A 17076-nucleotide genomic window follows, 5' to 3' on the forward strand; every position below is an offset into this window, starting at 1 on the left:
TTCAGCGTCCTTTTCCGATAATATCGCTGACACGGTCACCAATCAGGTTAGCCGACAGCACCAGTAAAAACAGGGCAAGCCCGGGGAATGTAGCGATCCACCAAGCCGAGGTGACATAGTTGCGCCCTGTCGACAGCATTGCGCCCCAGCTTGCGGTTGGCGGCTGTACACCCAGTCCAAGGAAGGACAGGCCCGCCTCGAACAGGACCATCAGTCCGAATTCCAGTGTCGCGACGACAAGGATCGGGCTGATGATATTGGGCAGGATATGCAGCAGCAACGCGCGGGGCACCGAACAGCCCATTGACCGCGCGAGGGTGACAAAGGGTCGGCGGGCAATCGACATCGTCTGGCCATATGCCACGCGGGCATAGCGGGGCCATCGGGTCAGGGCCAAGACCAGAATGACATTGAAAAAGCTGGGGCCAAGAACTGCCACGGTAATAATTGCCAGCAGGATTGCTGGGATGGACAGGAAGATATCCACCAGACGCATCAGGATGGTTTCCGGCCATCCGCGCAAATATCCGGCCAGCATTCCGACCGTCACCCCGACAATGCCCGATAACAGTACCGAAAGAACCGCGACAGTGATCGAAACGCGCGAGCCATAGATCATACGGCTCAGGACGTCGCGTCCCAATTCATCCGTGCCCAGCCAGTATGTACCGCCGCGCCCCTCGTATCCGGGCAGTTTCAACCGGCCAAGAAGGTCCTGACGGTTCGGATCAAGGGGGGCGATCAACGGTGCCAGTATGGCCATCAGCACCATCAGCCCCAGCAGGATCGCAGGCCACCATGCCAGCAACTGGCCTGCAATATAACGCGACCGGTATCGTGTTGCGCTTGCCATTACTGGTTCCCCAACCGCACGCGCGGATCGACAAGTGAATACAGAATATCCGCGGTCAGATTGGCCAGAATGGTGACCCAGGCCCCCAACAGCACCACGGCCTGAACAACCGCAAAATCACGCGAGGCGATGGATTGCACTGTCAGCTGGCCCAGACCGGGCCATGCAAAGACAGTCTCGACAATGACAGCACCGGCAAGCAGCTGAGAGATTTCCAGCGCCGTGATCGAGATGACGGGAATGGCCGAATTGCGCAGCAGATGCTTGCGGACAAGACGTGGTGTCCTGACCCCGCGTGCGCGTGCCGAACGGATATAGTCGCGTCCCAGTTCATCGACCACAGCCGATCGCGTAATCCGCGCATAGGTTGCCAAAGACAGCAGGCCCAAGGCGATCGAAGGCATCACCAGATGTGCCAATGACCCCGTTCCGGACGGCGGCAGCCATTTTAGCCAGACGCCGAAAACAAGGATCATCATGATCCCGCTCCAGAATGTCGGCATCGATTGGCAGGCCAGCACCAGCCCCATGATCCAACGCGAAATGGCGCGCCCCCGTGTCAGCGCCATGATGACCCCGACCGGCAGGCCGATGGCAAATGCCACCAACAGTGCCCCGCCAGCCAGTTGCAGTGTTTGCGGAAACCGGCTGGCCAGTATCTCGCTGACCGGCGCATTCTGAATGAACGACCTGCCAAGATCGAAGCGGATCATATCGCCAAGAAACGACAGATACTGTTCGATCATGGGCCGGTCGAAGCCAAGCGTCTGGCGCATGGCTTCGAAATCCTTCTGGGTCGCTGTTTCAGGCAACAGCAATGCGGTCGGGTCTCCGGTCAGACGCTGGATAAAGAACACCAGCGTGATCACGCCGAATGCCGTCACCAATGCCTGAAACAGACGGTTCAGAAGGAAGGATGCCATCACTCGGACCAGGTCATGCGGTTCAGGAACAGGCTTTCGTTCGCGGTCGGGGTAAAGGTCAGATCAGACGCAGCACCATAAAGAACCGCCGCCTGATACATCGGCAGGGTATAATAGTTGTCGCGCACGATCTGGTGCACTTGGTTATAGGCGTCCTGACGTACCTGCGTATCAAGCGACCCGCGCGCCGTATCCAGCAGTTCGTCCAGCTTGGGGTCGTTCACGCGGCTCCAGTTGCTGCCGGAATGCAGCAGCGGATAGGCGATGCCATCGGCATCCTGACAGGCGCAGGACCACCGGCCAAAGCTTAGCTCGGCATTGTCTGCAGGGTCGGACCGGACAATATCCAGATAGGTGGGCATGTCGGTCACGCTGATCGAGACGTTAAAGCCGACATCATTCAGCATTTGTTGCAGCGCCTGGACAATGCGCTGGTCAAAGACAGGTGCAGTGGCGAATGTCGCAGGTGTTGCCGCGACATCGGCTTTGGCCGAGACAATTTCGGCGGCAGCTTCAGGGTCGAATTCCCATGGCGCGATGCCTTCGGCATAGCCGAAATGTGCAGGCGACGCCAATTGGGCAACCGAGACCTCACCCGCGCCCAGCAGGCCTTCGGTGATCCCGACAGTGTCGATTGCCATACTGGCGGCTTTGCGCAACTCGGGATCGTTGAACGGGGGCTTGTCCAGATTCATCCCCAGATAGGCCACGCGTTCGGTCGGGGCGGACAGCAGTTGCACATCATCCTGACCGGCCAGCTGCGTTGCGGCGTCGCTGTCCAGACCGACAACCAGATCAGCTGCACCCGCCTGCAGATCGGCCAAGCGCGTTGCTGCATCCGGAACAGCACGGAAGACCGCGGTTTCAATGCTGCCCGCATCACCCCAATAGTCATCGTTCCGCGTCAGGGTGACGGAAACACCACGGTTCCAGTCGGTGAACTTGTAAGGGCCGGAACCGACAGGTGCAGCGTTGAACGCATCATCCCCGACTTCTTCAACAACATGTTTCGGCACCACGGACAGCTTGACCAATTGCGCCAGCAGCGCCGGATACGGGCCATCGGTTGTCAGTTTGACGGTCACCTCATCCACGGCCTCCGCATCTGAAATCTGGTCGAACTGACCCAGTTGCGGCGATCCGAATTCGGGGTCGGTGATGCGTTTGATCGAAAAAACCACATCCTCGGCGGTCATTTTCTGGCCGTCATGAAAAATGACGTCATCACGCAAGGTCATCAGCATCTCGGTATCGCTAACCTGTTCCCATGACGTCGCAATCTGGGGAACAATTTTTCCTTCATTGTCACGCGTGACAAGATTGTCGAAGATATTGCGATAAACGTAATAGCTGTCAGGATTCCACTGGACCTGTGGGTCAAGGGACGACGGCTCTCCCGACAGGTCTACGGTCATATCCTTGGCAAACGCGGGCATCGCAAAGGTCGTCAAAGCGACACTGGCCAAAAGCAGTTTCAGGGTTGATTTCATGATATTCTCCTGTTGGTTGCAGCGTGTTTTTGCGTAATGCGCGCCGTCAGCCCGCTGCCCGGCATCAGCGGCGCGTCGTTTTTAAGAAGTTGGGTCAGGAAGTATTGTTCTTGCGCGGCAATTAGGGTCAAACGGGCCCGTTCGATCCCCGAGGGGTCATTTCCAAGCACGGCGGTCAACAGATCGAACACATCGTCACGGCGGAACAACGTTCCGCTGTCGCCTTCAAGGAAATGCGTAATTCTGGCCGAGTGATGCCAGAGTTTGCGAAGATGACGGGCGGTAAAGGGGTTCATAGCGCCCAGCAGCAGCCCGTCAATCCGGTCCACATGTTGGCGGACAGAACTTGTCGTTGTCACGCTTTCCCCACAACCCAGTGCCGTCAAAATGTCAGCGATCTGTTCCAGTTCCGTTCGTGCGTCGGATGACAGGCTGACCCGCGCCAATCCCGGTTCGACGATACGACGGGCTTCTAGTATGTTGCCGATCAACTGTCCGGTAATCGGTAAAACCTCCCATCCCATGCGCGCTTTGGGGGCGGCCCAACCGTCGAAGCCCAATCGCGTCAGCCCTGCCCTTGCTGCGGCGCGCGACAGGCCAAAACGCTCCATCACGTCGGCTTCAGTAATGATCTCGCCGGGGCGGATCTCGCACCAGATTGTGGCGACAAGCATACGATCCTCGGCAAAGCGCGACTTAGCATCAGGACTGGGCAACCCCCCGTCTGACAGGGCCGAACGCAACATAGGAGAGCTTGGATCGTACATAAAATATCAATCTGCTATCTTTAACATGTTAATAATGGATAACTGACATTTCATATCTGGCAAGAGGTTTTTGAAAAGAGGTTCGATATGCCGATAAATCTGTCTATTTTCGGAGCATTGAGTTTGCTGGGCCAGCATCTGATTGCCCGCCTAATCAGGGAGCCGGGTTTGAAAATTGCCAGTTTGCACGACCATCGCCATGATCAGTCGCTGAATGCCGTGCTATGGTTTGCCGATACAAACGCCCGCAATTTTACAGCGGGAATGCCCATCAAATCCCCCCTTGCGGTGCCCGAAGGCGATCTGATCCTGTCACATTGAGAATATGCCCGTCACAAGGGTCTGCTGATGGTGCCAGACGTCCTGATGCCGGACCCTACAGGTCATACACTGCTGGCGACGCCGAATTGTACCACCGCGATCTGTGCGCTGCCGCTGTTGCTATTGCACAGGGCGTTCGGGATCGAAGCGGTGCATGTCACGACACTGCAGGCGATCAGTGGCACCGATCTTCCGGGAATGCATGCATATCAGGCGCATGACAACGTCGTTTCCACCCTTCCCGGCGAAGCGCGGGCGTTGGAAACCGAAATGGCCCATATCTTTAATGATGCGTTTCCCGTCACTTGCATGGCGACACGGGTGCCGGTGTGGCGCGGTCATACAATAACGCTGATGGTTAAATTGCGGGAACAACCCGACGCCAATGCTGTACCACGGACGCTGCGTACCCACCGTCAGATCAGTCTGGCGAATGCACAGAATATCCTGCCGGTTTGGCAACCCGAATGTACTGATAACGAAGTGCTATGCACTGTCGAGGGCATCGAGGCTTGTCAGAATGGTTGGGTAAAAATGTCCCTGCGCGGCGATAATTTACAGGCCGCGACAACAGGGTTGATGGTCGCTTTAGTTCGAAGTCTGGTCTGAACGGCGAAGGGGCTACTGCCGGATGAGGATCGAATTGATGGCCACCGTTTTATTCGCTCCCCTTAAATTCTGAACGTAATTTCGTTGATCCCGTCAATGGAAACCAAAACTCCAAATTGCAAATCGTGCAAATGCATTCTAGCATACTAGATTACTGAGGTACGGGGGATAGTATAATGAGCGGCAGTTTCAAAGTTCTTATCGCAGGTACCGGTTTTGCCGGCCAAGGGCATGCCGAAGCCTTTCGCCATGCGGGCTGTGAAATCGTCGGGATTGTTGGTCGCACTGAAAAGGTCGTTCAGGATGTCGCCGCCAAAATGGATATTCCCTATGTAGGAACCGATTGGCAGCAGGCGCTGGATGTGTGTCGCCCCGATATTGTTGCCATTGCAACACCCGGCGGTGCCCATTTCGAGGCGATCAGTCTTGCGATTAAGGCAGGTTGTCATGTTTTCAGTGACAAACCCCTGACCGACAGCGGCGATACAGCGGTTTCGCTTTACCAGCTTGCCCAAGAACACAACGTCAGAACAGCCTATGCAGCCAGCTTCCGCTATGCAGCCAGTGTCCTGCATGCCAAACGCCTTGTGGCAGATGGCGCAATCGGTGCGCCCGTCGAGGTGGAATGCATTTCCCATTTCAATCTTGAACGGGACATTCCGTTCGGTTGGTCACATCGCAAGGAAGATGGTGGGGGGCGGTTGAACAACAATTTCACCCATACCCTGTCCGTTGTCACATCGGTCATCGGCGATAAAATCATCAATATTTTCGGTGAGGTCCGCGATGACATGGGCAAAGCCCCGATCGTCGAAGGCGTCCATAACTTCATGACCCGACGCGATTTCATTCCGAAGGACCTGTCTGATCCTTCCTTGCAATGGGGCGAAAGCAATGTCGAATGGTCCTATACCGTTCTAGCGCAGTTAGAGAGTGAATTTGCATCGCGTCCGGTTTCGGTCATGTTCAAGCATGGCGGGTTGGTGCCGCGTTTTCAGGACGATCATATCGTTTTTTATGGCACCAAGGGTGCGATCTATCTGAAGGGGCATTACGGCAGTGGCCAGTTGTCGATTTGGGGTCAGGACAAGACATGGCAACCCCTGCCCGTCCCCGAGGATATCGCCGCGACCATTCCCGAGGTCACCGGTGAAACAGAACAGAACTGGCATTATCTGGCGCGGGAATTTGTGAAGGATATTCAGGGTCAGGACGTTGCCCCCTATCCGACCTTCAAGGAGGGCAGCCAATACCAGCAGTTGATCGATATCATCCGGATGAACGATAACTGGGTTGACGTGGCGGATCTGTAAAGACCGGTCCTGTGCAATCAGGTCGATTATCTACGGATTTATAGTACAAGAGATCGCTTTCATGAAAATTACCGGTGCAAAGGTGTTCGTCGGCGGGCCTGGCAAGAACTATGTGACACTGAAGATCATGACCGATCAGGGTGTCTATGGTCTGGGCGACGCGACGTTGAACAATCGCGAAACGCTGCCTGCCGCCTATCTGCAGGATTACCTGATCCCGAACCTGATCGGGCGCGACCCCCGCAACAGCGAGGATATCTGGCAGTTCTTCTATCGCGGGGCCTATTTCCGGCGTGGTCCCATCGCAATGGCCGCCTTCGGTGCGATCGACATGGCCCTTTGGGACATCAAGGCAAAGTTGGCCGATATGCCACTTTTCCAGTTGTTCGGGGGCAAAAGTCGTGAAGGGGCAATGGTTTATGCCCATGCAACAGGGTCCGATCTGGAAGATCTGATGGACTCGATTTCCTATTATCAGGAACAGGGATATAAAGCTGTACGGGTCCAATGCGGCATTCCGGGCATGCCCACCGCCTGCTATGGTGTTTCGGAAACCAAGGGCGACGTCAAAAATTACATTACCGATTTCCGCGGTATTATCCCCAAGGAAGAGGTTTGGGATAGCGCGCTTTACATGCGGTATATGCCCCAAGCCCTTGCCCGGATCCGCGAACGTTTCGGGCCGGATCTTCATATCCTGCATGATGTTCATCATCGGCTTTTGCCACGCGAAGCCGCAGAGTTTGCCAAAGAGGTCGAACCCGTCCGTCTGTTCTGGCTGGAGGATCCCACCCCTGCCGATGATCAGGACGCATTGAAGTTCCTGCGCCAACATTCCACCGTTCCCATCGCCATAGGCGAGGTGTTCAATTCCATCTGGGATTGCCACGAGCTGATCCAGAACGAACTGATCGACTATATCCGTGTGTGTGTCAGCCTTGCTGGCGGGATTACGCATGTGAAACGCATCGTTGATCTTGCCGCGATGCATCATGTCCGCACCGGATTCCATGGTGCGCCAAGCCATTCGCCACTGTGCATGGCAGCGCAGGCCCATCTGAACGCATGGGCGCCGAACTTTGGCATTCAGGAATATCTAGTTCTTGGCACGCCCGAATGTGACGCGCTGTTCCCGTCAGATCACCGGATGGAAGGCGGAATGGTATATGTCAGCGATGCCCCCGGTCTGGGCGTCGATTTCGATGAATCCGAGGCAGAGCGCTATAGCTATAAACCCGGCAGCCATCCTGTGGTCCGGCTTGAGGATGGGACCCTGTGGAATTACTGACATTCCCATTCAGGACCGATGCCTGACACCCGTCATACAAGCCGGAATTAACTTATTAAAAAAACGGCGCGCAGATCACTGCGCGCCGTTTTTATATCAGCCCAGAATGCGGTTCAGCGTTTCCGAAGGACGCATCACAGCCTCTACTTTCGACGTGTCGGCATGATAATAGCCGCCAAGATCGACCGGCTTGCCACGATCAGCGCGCAGTTCTGCGACGATCTGTTCTTCAAGCTCTGTCAGGTCACGGGCGATGGGGGCGAATTCCTCGGCCAATGCGGCATCCGAATTCTGACGTGCCAAAGCCTGCGCCCAATACATCGCGAAGTAATAGTGGCTGTCGCGGTTGTCGGGATCACCTGCCTTGCGACCGGGTGAACGTTCGTTGTCCAGAATTCCCTGCGTGGCCGCCTCGACCGCCGAGGCAAGGGTCCGCGCTTTTTCATTGCCGGTTGCTTCGGCAAGGAAGGCAAGGCTTTCCCCAAGGGCGCAGAATTCGCCAAGGCTGTCCCAACGCAGGTGGTTTTCTTCGACCAGCTGCTGGACGTGCTTGGGCGCCGAGCCACCGGCACCCGTTTCGAACATTCCGCCGCCCTGCATCAGCTTGACGATCGACAGCATCTTGGCCGAAGTGCCCAGTTCCAGAATCGGGAACAGGTCGGTCAGATAGTCGCGCAACACATTGCCCGACACCGCAATGATGTCCTGACCTGCACGGATCGTTTCGAAGGACACGCGGGTGGCTTCGCGCGGGGCCATGATTTCGAAGCGGTCTTCGACGCCTGCTTCGGCCAGCATCGGCTTCAGATAGGCGATAAGTTCGCGGTCATGGGGGCGGTCCGCATCCAGCCAGAAGATGGCCTTGCAACCTTCCAGACGCTGGCGGTCGATGGCCAGACGGACCCAATCCTCGATCGGGGCTTTGCGGGTGGAACACAGACGCCAGATATCGCCTGCCTCGACGTTATGGTTGTGCAGCACATCGCCGTTGGCTGCGACCACGGTAACGGTGCCGGCATGGCGAATTTCAAAGGTCGTGGGGTGCGAACCATATTCCTCGGCCTTTTGGGCCATCAGGCCGATGTTCTGGACGGTTCCCGCAGTGCGCGGGTCCAAAGCACCGGTTTCCTTAAAATATTTGACGCTTTCGTCATAGACATCCGCATAGGAGGTGTCGGGAATAACGCAGGTGGTGTCAGCCTCTTTCCCGTCGGGGCCCCAGCCCTTGCCGCCTGCGCGCAGCAGCGCCGGAAGCGATGCGTCGATGATCACATCCGAAGGCACATGCAGGTTCGTGATGCCACGATCCGAATTGACCATATAAAGCGGCGGACGGCTTTCCATCAGCGCATCGATTTCGGCGCGGATTTCGGCGCCGTTCGGCATGTCAGCCACACGGGCCAGCAGGCTGCCAAGACCGCCATTGGGATCGGCACCGGCTTCGGCCAGGGCCGCGCCATACTTTTCAAAAACCGGACGCAACCATGCGCGCACGACATGACCAAAGATGATCGGGTCGGACACCTTCATCATCGTTGCCTTCAGGTGAACCGAAAACAACGTCCCGTCCGCCTGCGTGCGTTCGATTTCAGCGTCAAGGAAGTCACCCAGCTGCTTGACCGACAGGAAGCTGGCATCAACCACCGTGCCTTCGGGCAGCGACAACCCGTCCTTCAGCACGGTTTCGGTGCCATCGGCGTCGGTCAGAACGATGCTGACGGCACCGGCCTGATCACCCGTCAGCGTGACCGAGGTTTCGTTGCGGCGGAAATCGCCCTGCGGCATGGACGAAACACGTGTCTTGCTGTCCTTGGACCATGTGCCCATCGAATGGGGATGTGCCATGGCATAATTCTTGACGGCACGCGCGGCGCGACGGTCCGAATTGCCTTCGCGCAGAACGGGGTTCACAGCCGACCCTTTCAGCGCATCGTAACGGGCACGGATCGCGACTTCTTCGTCATTCGACGGATCACGCGGATAATCGGGCAGATCAAAGCCCTGTGCCTGCAATTCCTTGATCGCGCCGACCAGCTGCGGCACCGAGGCCGAGATGTTCGGCAGCTTGATGACGTTCGCTTCTGCGGTTTTGACCCATGCGCCCAGACCTGCCAGATCGTCCGATTGCGCCTGTTCCTTGGTCAACCGTTCGGGGAATGCAGAGATAATCCGCCCTGCCAGCGAAATGTCACGCGTCGCCACATCAATACCCGCAGCCGAGGCGAAACGTCGAATGATAGGCAGCAGTGACATCGAGGCCAGCTCGGGGGCCTCGTCGACTTTGGTATAGACGATTTGCGGAATGTCGTTCGTGTCTGACATGGTCTGTCGATCCTCGTTCTTTCCAGTTGCACCTTTGATACGGCGATCACGCGCGACGTCAATCTCTGCGGTGAAAATGAATGCTTTATCTGCAGGATTTTACCGGTTTTAGGTGTGTCATCACCGGCGGTTTCCGGCCACCTGTCGGGGCGGTCATTCCGGTCCACCGGACCTGTGCAGTCACGCAGGCGTGTGTCCCGCCGATGGAACGTCGCTCCGGTCATATGGTTGACAATGCGAAGATAAAATACCGGAGCATTTATGACCGATCAGCAGATTACGACAATCAATCCCTTTACCGAAGCCAAGCTGCAAAGCTATCCCCTGATGACGGTAGATCAGGCGACAAAGGCTGTCGAGGATTGCCATAAGGCGTTTCTGGACTGGCGGCTGGTGTCGTTAGAGGATCGGGCTGAAAAAATCCGGGCCATCGGTCAAGAATTGCGGAACTCGAAAGAGGAATATGCAAAGCTGATGACCGAGGAAATGGGCAAGCTGCTGTCGGATTCCCGTGACGAGATCGACCTTTGTGCAGCCATCTGCGACTGGACAGCTGATAACGGCCCCGATCAGCTGGCAGATGAAACCCGCGAAGTTATGGGCAGCCGCAAGGGCATTGTCACCTATCAGCCCACCGGCGTTATCTATGGGATCCAACCGTGGAATTTCCCGCTGTATCAGGCGGCACGATACACCATCGCGAACCTGATGGCGGGTAATGGCATCCTGTTGAAACACGCAGCCAACGTCACCGGCAGCGGCCTGATGTTGCGTGATGTGATCGAACGCGCAGGCCTGCCCAAAAACTTGTTTACGGTGATGTTGATCGACCATGACACTTCGGAAAAGATTATCGAACACAAACTGGTGCGCGGCGTGACCCTGACCGGCAGTTCGGCTGCGGGACGTATTGTTGCCGCACAAGCTGGCAAGGCACTGAAAAAAACCGTCTTGGAGCTGGGGTCGAATGACGCCTATCTGGTGCTGTCAGACGCGGACCTTGATCTGGCGGTAGAGACCTGCGTTGCCGGTCGTCTGTATAACAATGGCCAGACCTGTGTGAACGCAAAGCGGTTCGTGGTCGTCGATGCCATTTATGACAAGTTCATCGCCGCCTATACCGATGCGATGAAGCAGGTTGAACTTGGCGACCCGACCAAGGATGGCACCGGTCTGGGTCCAATGGCACGTAAGGATCTGCGCGACGGTTTGCATAAGCAGGTGCAAGACAGCATCGATAAGGGTGCAAAGCTTCTGTGCGGCGGTGAAATCCCTAACCGAGAGGGGTATTTTTACCCCGCAACGGTTCTGGACAACGTCCAGCCCGGCCAACCCGCCTATGACGAGGAACTGTTTGGACCGGTCGCTTCGGTCATCCGCGCAAAAGATGATGACGATGCCATGCGGATCGCCAACGACAGTGAATTCGGCTTGGGCGGCGGCATATTCTCGAAAGACGAGGATCGCGCGGTCGAACTTGCGACCAAGTATTTCGACACCGGTATGGTCTTTATCAACGGTTTCGACCTTGCCAAACCCTCGATGCCATTCGGTGGGGTCAAGAATTCAGGCTATGGTCGCGAACATGGTGGTTTCGGTATGAAGGAATTTGTGAACATCAAGGCAGTTACGTTGAAATGAGCAATCCAGAGGGCATACTGACCTGCGATGTCGCCGTCATCGGTGCTGGCACCGCAGGCTTGGCGGCTGAACGGGCCGCCCGTGACAAGGGCGCACGCACCTTGTTGATCGACTCTGAATTTCGGGGGACACTCTGTGCCAATACGGGTTGCATGCCCTCGAAATTGCTAATTGCGGCGGCGCAGGCCGCGCATAATATTACGAAAGCCCCGGTTTTTGGCGTGCAAAGCGGGGCCGTCGTAATTGATGGCCCCGCTGTTATGAAGCGCGTCCGCAAAGAACGGGACCATTTTGTTGCTGCCACCAAATCCAGCTTTGACGACCTGCCCGATGGTACAATGATCAGGGCAAAAGCACGCTTTATTAGCCCGAACGAATTGCTGCTGGATGACGGTCGCAAGATCACCGCAAAGGCAATTGTCATCGCGACAGGGTCGACACCTGCAATCCCGCCGACCTTCGAAGGGCTTGGCGACCGGATGTTGACGAATGAAACCATCTTTGAATTGCCCGACCTGCCCCGCAGCCTTGCTGTTATCGGCGGTGGCCCGATCGGGTTGGAACTGGCGCAGGCGATGGCGCGCCTTGGTGTCAAGGTCATGTTGTTCGATCAAAGCGACACCTTGGGCAAAGCCCGTGATCCAAAAGTAGGCCAAGCCTTGAAGGAGGCTGTCGGACGCGATGTCACATTTAGGTTGGGATGCGACACTGCTGCTACCATGGTAGGCGAAGATGTCTGCGTCAGCTGGCATGGTACCGCAGAGGGGCAAAAGGTCTTTTCACATGTGCTGGTCGCGGTCGGCCGGCCACCCAATCTGGACGGGCTGGCACTGGAACATTCAGGTCTGGCGTTGGACGATCATGGCACACCGCTGTTCAATCGCGAAACAATGCAATGCGGGGATGCGCCGATTTTTATCGTCGGGGATGCAGATGCCGATGCGCCACTTCTGCACGAAGCCTCGACCGAGGGGGCGATTGCCGGTGGAAATGCGGCGGACTTTCCAAAGGTCCAACCCGGACATCGCAGTACAGCTTTTTCAATGATCTTTACCGACCCGCCCCATGCTTCGGTGGGTGTCACGCCCGATGACGCTATTTGCGGGTGCGCGGATTATTCCGATCAGGGTCGCGCAAGGGCCGAGGCGCGTGCCGAGGGTTGCATGGCCATCTATGCCGATCCCCAAGGACGGTTGATCGGCGCCGATCTTTGCGTACCAGGCGCGGAACATTTGTCGCATCTTCTGGTTTGGGCTGTGGAGTCAAAGTGCACAGCGATGGATTTGCTGGCCATGCCTTTCTATCACCCGACGCTGGAAGAAGGGATGAAATCCGCCTTGCGACAGATCTGCGCGGCGGTCCATCAGCCTGAACCCTCAGCCCGCGATACCCGATGTCCACCCGGGGCCTAAACCCAGAAAGGTACATATGACCGAGGCGATACATGATTTTGGACAGGGCTTCTGGACCATCAGGGGCGATCTGAAAATGGGCGGTGTCCTGAACGTCGGCACCCAAGCCGCCCTGATACGTTTGTCAGATGGCGGTTTTGCCATGTTGGACAGCTATCCACTAACCGGCGCTATGCGCGACCGTGTCATTCAGTTGACCGATAAGGGACAGGAAGTGCGTGTGGTTCTGAACCTGCATCCATATCATACATTACATTGCGCGACGATCGCACGTGACTTTCCGAACGCCAAACTTTATGGATCAAAACGCCACTGGAACAAGCATCCGGACCTGACGTGGCAACCCGAACCTGTAGAAAGCCCCGCCGTCGCGGCGATGTTTGCTGATGATCTGTCGTTTTTCATGCCCGCAGGGATTGATTATATAAGCGATAATGAAAGCGTCCATGCGGGATCACTTTTGGCGTGGCATAAGGCCAGTCGGACATTGCATGTCGACGATACGATCAACCTGATCCCTGTTCCAAGACTGCTCAAACGGTTCTTTCCAAAACCGCGGGTTTTTCTGCATCCAACTATGTCAAAGGCCCTACTGCCCGAAACGGGTGCTGTACGTGATCTTCGCAACTGGGTTCAGGATATGGCCACGCAGTGTCAGGATTTGCGCCATCTGTGCGCGGCCCATTCGGGATTGCGCAGTTTTCAACCCGGCGAATTCAGCCAAGAACTTTTGGCCGCATTTCGCCGGATTGAAGATAAGTTGAACAAGGCGCAGGCTAACCGACACTGATGACAGCGGTAGCTGTCGGGAATTGTGCCAGCTCAGCCGTAACCGTGACGGGACCCGTGTTGCCGGTCAAACGCAGCCACATCCCTGTGGTACCACCTTGTAACATGCGCAATTCTGGACCGACCAGTTTAGCAGGACCATCAACGGACACTTTCACCGCACCATCAAGGAAGGGCAAGCGATTGCCAGCCTGATCCAAAGCCCGCAACATGATACGCAGATCGATATCCGGATCCGCCGGAACACGGTCCAGATCAGGGTCGATTTGCAGGACCGTCGGCAGTGGATCGGCGACGAAGTCACGCGTTGCCACGGTTTTGCCATCGAGATAGCCGGTGATGCGACCGGGATGCCAGCTCATCCCCCAAAGGCCCAGTTCCTCGGCACTGATATGGCGGTGGTCGATAATCACCGGAGGATGCGGCAGATGTGGAAAGCGTTCGCGATCCGGTCCAACGCGACGGGTGACGCCGGCACATTCGAATTCAACCTCGTCACAGTTGGTCAGGATAATCAGAGGCAGCACGCCGCCGATATTGCGTTCACCTCGCGCCCAGAAGGTCACAGGCTCCAACACCACACCTTCTGATGGTGGTTTCTGGCTTCCATAGGCGTGGGCCGCGAATTTCGGTTCGCGCCAGATGTCCATCACACCATGATGACAGATACGGTCGCCCGCTCCGAAATCCTTATGCGTGTTGTAATCGAACATGCACCAGCCGATGGACCCGCTGATATTGGGATCGCCATGGGCGGCGTTCAGCACATCCAGATGACGCAGCACATGCTCCATCTGCCGCAATTCGGGGTCTTGTGCTTTGGTCGGGAACATATGGCCGTTATATTCCGTGACCAGATAGGGCACCGGTGTTTTAAGACCCGTCACCTCGGCCGGACTACGCAGGGCGGTGCGGGGCCGGTTGATCAGGGGCAGTTCGGATTCGTCCAGAATGAAATCATTCATCGTATAAACATCTTCCAGCAGTTCGCTTTCCGGAAGATAGCGCACACCGCCAGTCGAACGGGTCGGGTCCAGTTCACGCGCCACCGCATTGGTGCGGATATAAAAATCGTGGTTGTCCTGACTTTCGTTGATCCGCACGCCCCAGATCACAATGCTGGGGTGGTTCCAGTCACGGCGGATCATTGCCTCGACGTTCTTGACCGAGGCATCCTGCCAGGCTTCGTCACCGATATGCTGCCAACCGGGGATTTCCTCGAAAACCAACAGGCCGATTTCATCGCAACGGTCCAGAAACCACGGGCTTTGCGGATAGTGCGAGGTGCGGACCATATTGCAGCCCAGATCTTCACGCATGATCTCGGCATCGCGTTCCTGCGCATGGCGACCGGCAGCATATCCCGCATGGGGGAAGCTTTGATGACGGTTCAGCCCGCGCAGCTTGACCGGTTCTCCGTTCAGCAAGAACCCTTGCGGCGTCCATTCGGCGGTGCGGAAACCGACACGATGGGTGGTGACATCGCCGCTGTCGGGCAACGTCAGTTCGACCGTGTAAAGTGCAGGATCATCCATCGACCATAGACGCAGACCGGCCAGACCCGACATGGTCAGTTCGCCTGTCCCCTCGGTCGCGGCAATCTGCGCGCCATCGGAATCCAGAAGTCGTGCCACAACCGGACCGGCGGTGGTGGTTTCCGGCACCACGACCACGGTCTTTGCATCGGCCAACGCATCCGGTGTCAAAACGCGCGCGTTGACCAGCTGACGTTCAGGCAGCACCCGCAACCAGACGTCACGATAGATGCCTGCATAGGTCAGGTAATCGATCTGTGCCCCGAAAGGCGGAATGGCGGGGTTCTCGGACCCGTCCACCCGCACCGTGATCAGATTGTCGCCAACCGTCAGGTGATCGGTCAGATCGGCCCAGAACGGCGTATAGCCATCGGCATGGGCCGCCACTTGCGTGCCGTTGACCCAGACCACGCTGTCGGCCATTGCGCCATCGAATTGCAGCTGAACGCGCTTGCCTGCCCAAGCATCATCCCACGTCAGGTGACGCTGATAGGTGAAGGGCCGTTGATAGGCTGTTTCATCGAAATAGCTTAGCGGTAGATCGACCGCGTTATGGGGCAAGGTAACGGTTTCACCATCGCGCAGCTTGGCAATATGCCCGTCGTCAAAGCCGTCCGAAAAGACCCAGCCGTCGTTTAGTTTCAGAACCTGTCTCATGCTTACCACTCTGCGAAGCTGCCGTCGGCGTGACGCCAGACGGGGTTGCGCCAACGGTGACCTTCGTCGGCGGCGCGACGGACCTTCGCCTCATCTACCTCGATGCCAAGGCCGGGGCCTTGCGGGATGGCGACAAAGCCATCCTCGTATTTAAAGACGGTCGGATCGACCAGATAATCCAGCAGGTCGCTGCCTTGGTTGTAATGGATACCAAGCGATTGTTCCTGAATGAATGCGTTATAGCAGACTGCATCCAGTTGCAGGTTCGCAGCCAGTGCAATCGGCCCCAGCGGGCAATGCAGGGCCAATGCAACGTCATGCGCCTCGGCCATCGCCGCGATGCGATAGGTTTCAGTAATACCACCCGAATGGCTGGGGTCGGGCTGGATGATGTCGACGAACCCACCCTTCAGGATTTCCTTGAAATCCCACCGCGAATACAGCCGTTCGCCAAGCGCAATCGGGGTCGAACAATGATTGGCGATCTCGCGCAGCGCCTCGGCATGTTCGGACAGAACCGGTTCCTCGATGAACATCAGGCGGAAGGGCTCCAGCTCCTTGGCTAGCACCTTCGCCATCGGGCGATGTACGCGACCATGGAAATCGATGCCGATGCCGAAGTCGGGGCTCATTTCCTCGCGGATAGCCTGCACGCGGGCCAGAACCTCATCGACTTTAGCGTGGCTATCGACGAATTGCATCTCCTCGGTGCCGTTCATCTTGACTGCGGTAAAGCCGCGATCACCGCAATCACGCGCCATGCGGGCGGTGTCGCCCGGACGGTCGCCGCCGATCCAGCTGTAGACGCGGATCCGGTCGCGCAACTGACCACCCAGCAGGCTGTGGACCGGCACACCAAGCGCCTTGCCCTTGATGTCCCACAGTGCCTGATCGATGCCCGCGATGGCCGACATGTGGATGCCGCCGCCGCGATAGAAACCGGCGCGATACATGACAGTCCAGTGGTCCTGGATCAGCGCGGGGTCGCGCCCGATCAGGTAATCGGACAGTTCCTCGACGCAGGTGGCGACGGTGGCAGCGCGGCCTTCAAGGACGGGTTCGCCCCATCCGCTGATGCCCTCATCGGTGCTGATCTTCACAAAGCACCAGCGCGGAGGAACGATGAAAGTTTCGATTTGGGTGATTTTCATGATGG

Annotated in this window: 14 protein-coding genes; 7 read left to right on the forward strand and 7 right to left on the reverse strand. The window is 57.0% G+C overall.

The features are described from left to right. Position 1 precedes the first annotated feature (1 nt). The 4 genes from DWB67_RS14010 to DWB67_RS14025 are packed head-to-tail and all read right to left on the reverse strand — an operon-like array spanning position 2 to position 3982. Complete coding sequence (locus DWB67_RS14010) at positions 2 to 853, reverse strand: ABC transporter permease (RefSeq protein ID WP_119808172.1); 852 nt, start codon at positions 851 to 853, stop codon at positions 2 to 4. Continuing rightward, positions 853 to 1776: an ABC transporter permease gene (locus DWB67_RS14015; protein WP_119808173.1), complete on the reverse strand. Its 924-nt coding sequence runs from the start codon at positions 1774 to 1776 to the stop codon at positions 853 to 855. The genes DWB67_RS14010 and DWB67_RS14015 overlap by 1 nt, the downstream gene beginning before the upstream one ends. After that, on the reverse strand, positions 1776 to 3266 hold the full coding sequence (locus tag DWB67_RS14020; protein WP_119808174.1) for an ABC transporter substrate-binding protein: 1491 nt from the start codon (positions 3264 to 3266) through the stop codon (positions 1776 to 1778). Before DWB67_RS14020 ends, DWB67_RS14015 begins: the two co-directional genes overlap by 1 nt. Beyond that, on the reverse strand, positions 3263 to 3982 hold the full coding sequence (locus DWB67_RS14025; RefSeq protein ID WP_220475141.1) for a hypothetical protein: 720 nt from the start codon (positions 3980 to 3982) through the stop codon (positions 3263 to 3265). The genes DWB67_RS14020 and DWB67_RS14025 overlap by 4 nt, the downstream gene beginning before the upstream one ends. 138 nt (positions 3983 to 4120) lie before the next feature. Here DWB67_RS14025 and DWB67_RS14030 point away from each other — a divergent pair, with 138 nt between their 5' ends. The 4 genes from DWB67_RS14030 to manD all read left to right on the forward strand — a co-directional run bounded on the left by DWB67_RS14030 (position 4121) and on the right by manD (position 7564). Continuing rightward, a complete protein-coding gene (locus DWB67_RS14030; protein WP_119808176.1) occupies positions 4121 to 4354 on the forward strand; it encodes a hypothetical protein in 234 nt (77 codons plus the stop codon). A 27-nt stretch (positions 4355 to 4381) separates the two neighbouring features. Next, positions 4382 to 4963, forward strand: a complete 582-nt coding sequence (locus tag DWB67_RS14035; RefSeq protein ID WP_119808177.1) for an Asd/ArgC dimerization domain-containing protein — start codon at positions 4382 to 4384, stop codon at positions 4961 to 4963. A gap of 176 nt (positions 4964 to 5139) precedes the next feature. Continuing rightward, a complete protein-coding gene (locus DWB67_RS14040; protein WP_119808178.1) occupies positions 5140 to 6276 on the forward strand; it encodes a Gfo/Idh/MocA family protein in 1137 nt (378 codons plus the stop codon). 61 nt (positions 6277 to 6337) lie between these two features. Beyond that, a complete protein-coding gene (manD, locus tag DWB67_RS14045; RefSeq protein WP_119808179.1) occupies positions 6338 to 7564 on the forward strand; it encodes a D-mannonate dehydratase ManD in 1227 nt (408 codons plus the stop codon). Between the two features lie 96 nt (positions 7565 to 7660). Here the strand turns inward: manD and DWB67_RS14050 are convergent, their stop codons facing one another. Beyond that, the gene (locus tag DWB67_RS14050; protein ID WP_119808180.1) at positions 7661 to 9886 is read right to left on the reverse strand and encodes an NADP-dependent isocitrate dehydrogenase; all 2226 of its coding nucleotides are present in this window, start codon (positions 9884 to 9886) and stop codon (positions 7661 to 7663) included. 261 nt (positions 9887 to 10147) lie between these two features. Here DWB67_RS14050 and DWB67_RS14055 point away from each other — a divergent pair, with 261 nt between their 5' ends. The 3 genes from DWB67_RS14055 to DWB67_RS14065 are packed head-to-tail and all read left to right on the forward strand — an operon-like array spanning position 10148 to position 13729. Continuing rightward, on the forward strand, positions 10148 to 11527 hold the full coding sequence (locus DWB67_RS14055) for an NAD-dependent succinate-semialdehyde dehydrogenase (RefSeq protein ID WP_119808181.1): 1380 nt from the start codon (positions 10148 to 10150) through the stop codon (positions 11525 to 11527). Then, complete coding sequence (locus DWB67_RS14060) at positions 11524 to 12939, forward strand: dihydrolipoyl dehydrogenase (protein ID WP_119808182.1); 1416 nt, start codon at positions 11524 to 11526, stop codon at positions 12937 to 12939. Before DWB67_RS14055 ends, DWB67_RS14060 begins: the two co-directional genes overlap by 4 nt. A gap of 16 nt (positions 12940 to 12955) precedes the next feature. Next, complete coding sequence (locus tag DWB67_RS14065) at positions 12956 to 13729, forward strand: hypothetical protein (RefSeq protein WP_119808183.1); 774 nt, start codon at positions 12956 to 12958, stop codon at positions 13727 to 13729. On the opposite strand, the gene DWB67_RS14070 is transcribed toward DWB67_RS14065, so the two are convergent. After that, positions 13716 to 15920 carry a glycoside hydrolase family 2 TIM barrel-domain containing protein gene (locus tag DWB67_RS14070; RefSeq protein WP_119808184.1) on the reverse strand — a complete coding sequence of 735 codons (2205 nt, stop codon included), beginning with the start codon at positions 15918 to 15920 and terminating at the stop codon, positions 13716 to 13718. The two genes, DWB67_RS14065 and DWB67_RS14070, sit on opposite strands and share 14 nt — an antisense overlap. A 2-nt stretch (positions 15921 to 15922) precedes the next feature. Next, positions 15923 to 17071: a galactonate dehydratase gene (dgoD, locus tag DWB67_RS14075; RefSeq protein ID WP_119808185.1), complete on the reverse strand. Its 1149-nt coding sequence runs from the start codon at positions 17069 to 17071 to the stop codon at positions 15923 to 15925. Between the last annotated feature and the right edge of the window lie 5 nt (positions 17072 to 17076).

The organism is Paracoccus sp. JM45 (assembly GCF_003590715.1).
GTDB lineage: Bacteria > Pseudomonadota > Alphaproteobacteria > Rhodobacterales > Rhodobacteraceae > Paracoccus.

Coding starts and splice junctions, on each gene's coding strand:
- DWB67_RS14010 (WP_119808172.1), bottom strand. CDS start 853: ATGGCAAGCGCAACACGATACCGGTCGCGTTATATTGCAGGCCAGTTG.
- DWB67_RS14015 (WP_119808173.1), bottom strand. CDS start 1,776: ATGGCATCCTTCCTTCTGAACCGTCTGTTTCAGGCATTGGTGACGGCA.
- DWB67_RS14020 (WP_119808174.1), bottom strand. CDS start 3,266: ATGAAATCAACCCTGAAACTGCTTTTGGCCAGTGTCGCTTTGACGACC.
- DWB67_RS14030 (WP_119808176.1), top strand. CDS start 4,121: ATGCCGATAAATCTGTCTATTTTCGGAGCATTGAGTTTGCTGGGCCAG.
- DWB67_RS14035 (WP_119808177.1), top strand. CDS start 4,382: ATGGTGCCAGACGTCCTGATGCCGGACCCTACAGGTCATACACTGCTG.
- DWB67_RS14040 (WP_119808178.1), top strand. CDS start 5,140: ATGAGCGGCAGTTTCAAAGTTCTTATCGCAGGTACCGGTTTTGCCGGC.
- manD (WP_119808179.1), top strand. CDS start 6,338: ATGAAAATTACCGGTGCAAAGGTGTTCGTCGGCGGGCCTGGCAAGAAC.
- DWB67_RS14050 (WP_119808180.1), bottom strand. CDS start 9,886: ATGTCAGACACGAACGACATTCCGCAAATCGTCTATACCAAAGTCGAC.
- DWB67_RS14055 (WP_119808181.1), top strand. CDS start 10,148: ATGACCGATCAGCAGATTACGACAATCAATCCCTTTACCGAAGCCAAG.
- DWB67_RS14060 (WP_119808182.1), top strand. CDS start 11,524: ATGAGCAATCCAGAGGGCATACTGACCTGCGATGTCGCCGTCATCGGT.
- DWB67_RS14065 (WP_119808183.1), top strand. CDS start 12,956: ATGACCGAGGCGATACATGATTTTGGACAGGGCTTCTGGACCATCAGG.
- DWB67_RS14070 (WP_119808184.1), bottom strand. CDS start 15,920: ATGAGACAGGTTCTGAAACTAAACGACGGCTGGGTCTTTTCGGACGGC.
- dgoD (WP_119808185.1), bottom strand. CDS start 17,071: ATGAAAATCACCCAAATCGAAACTTTCATCGTTCCTCCGCGCTGGTGC.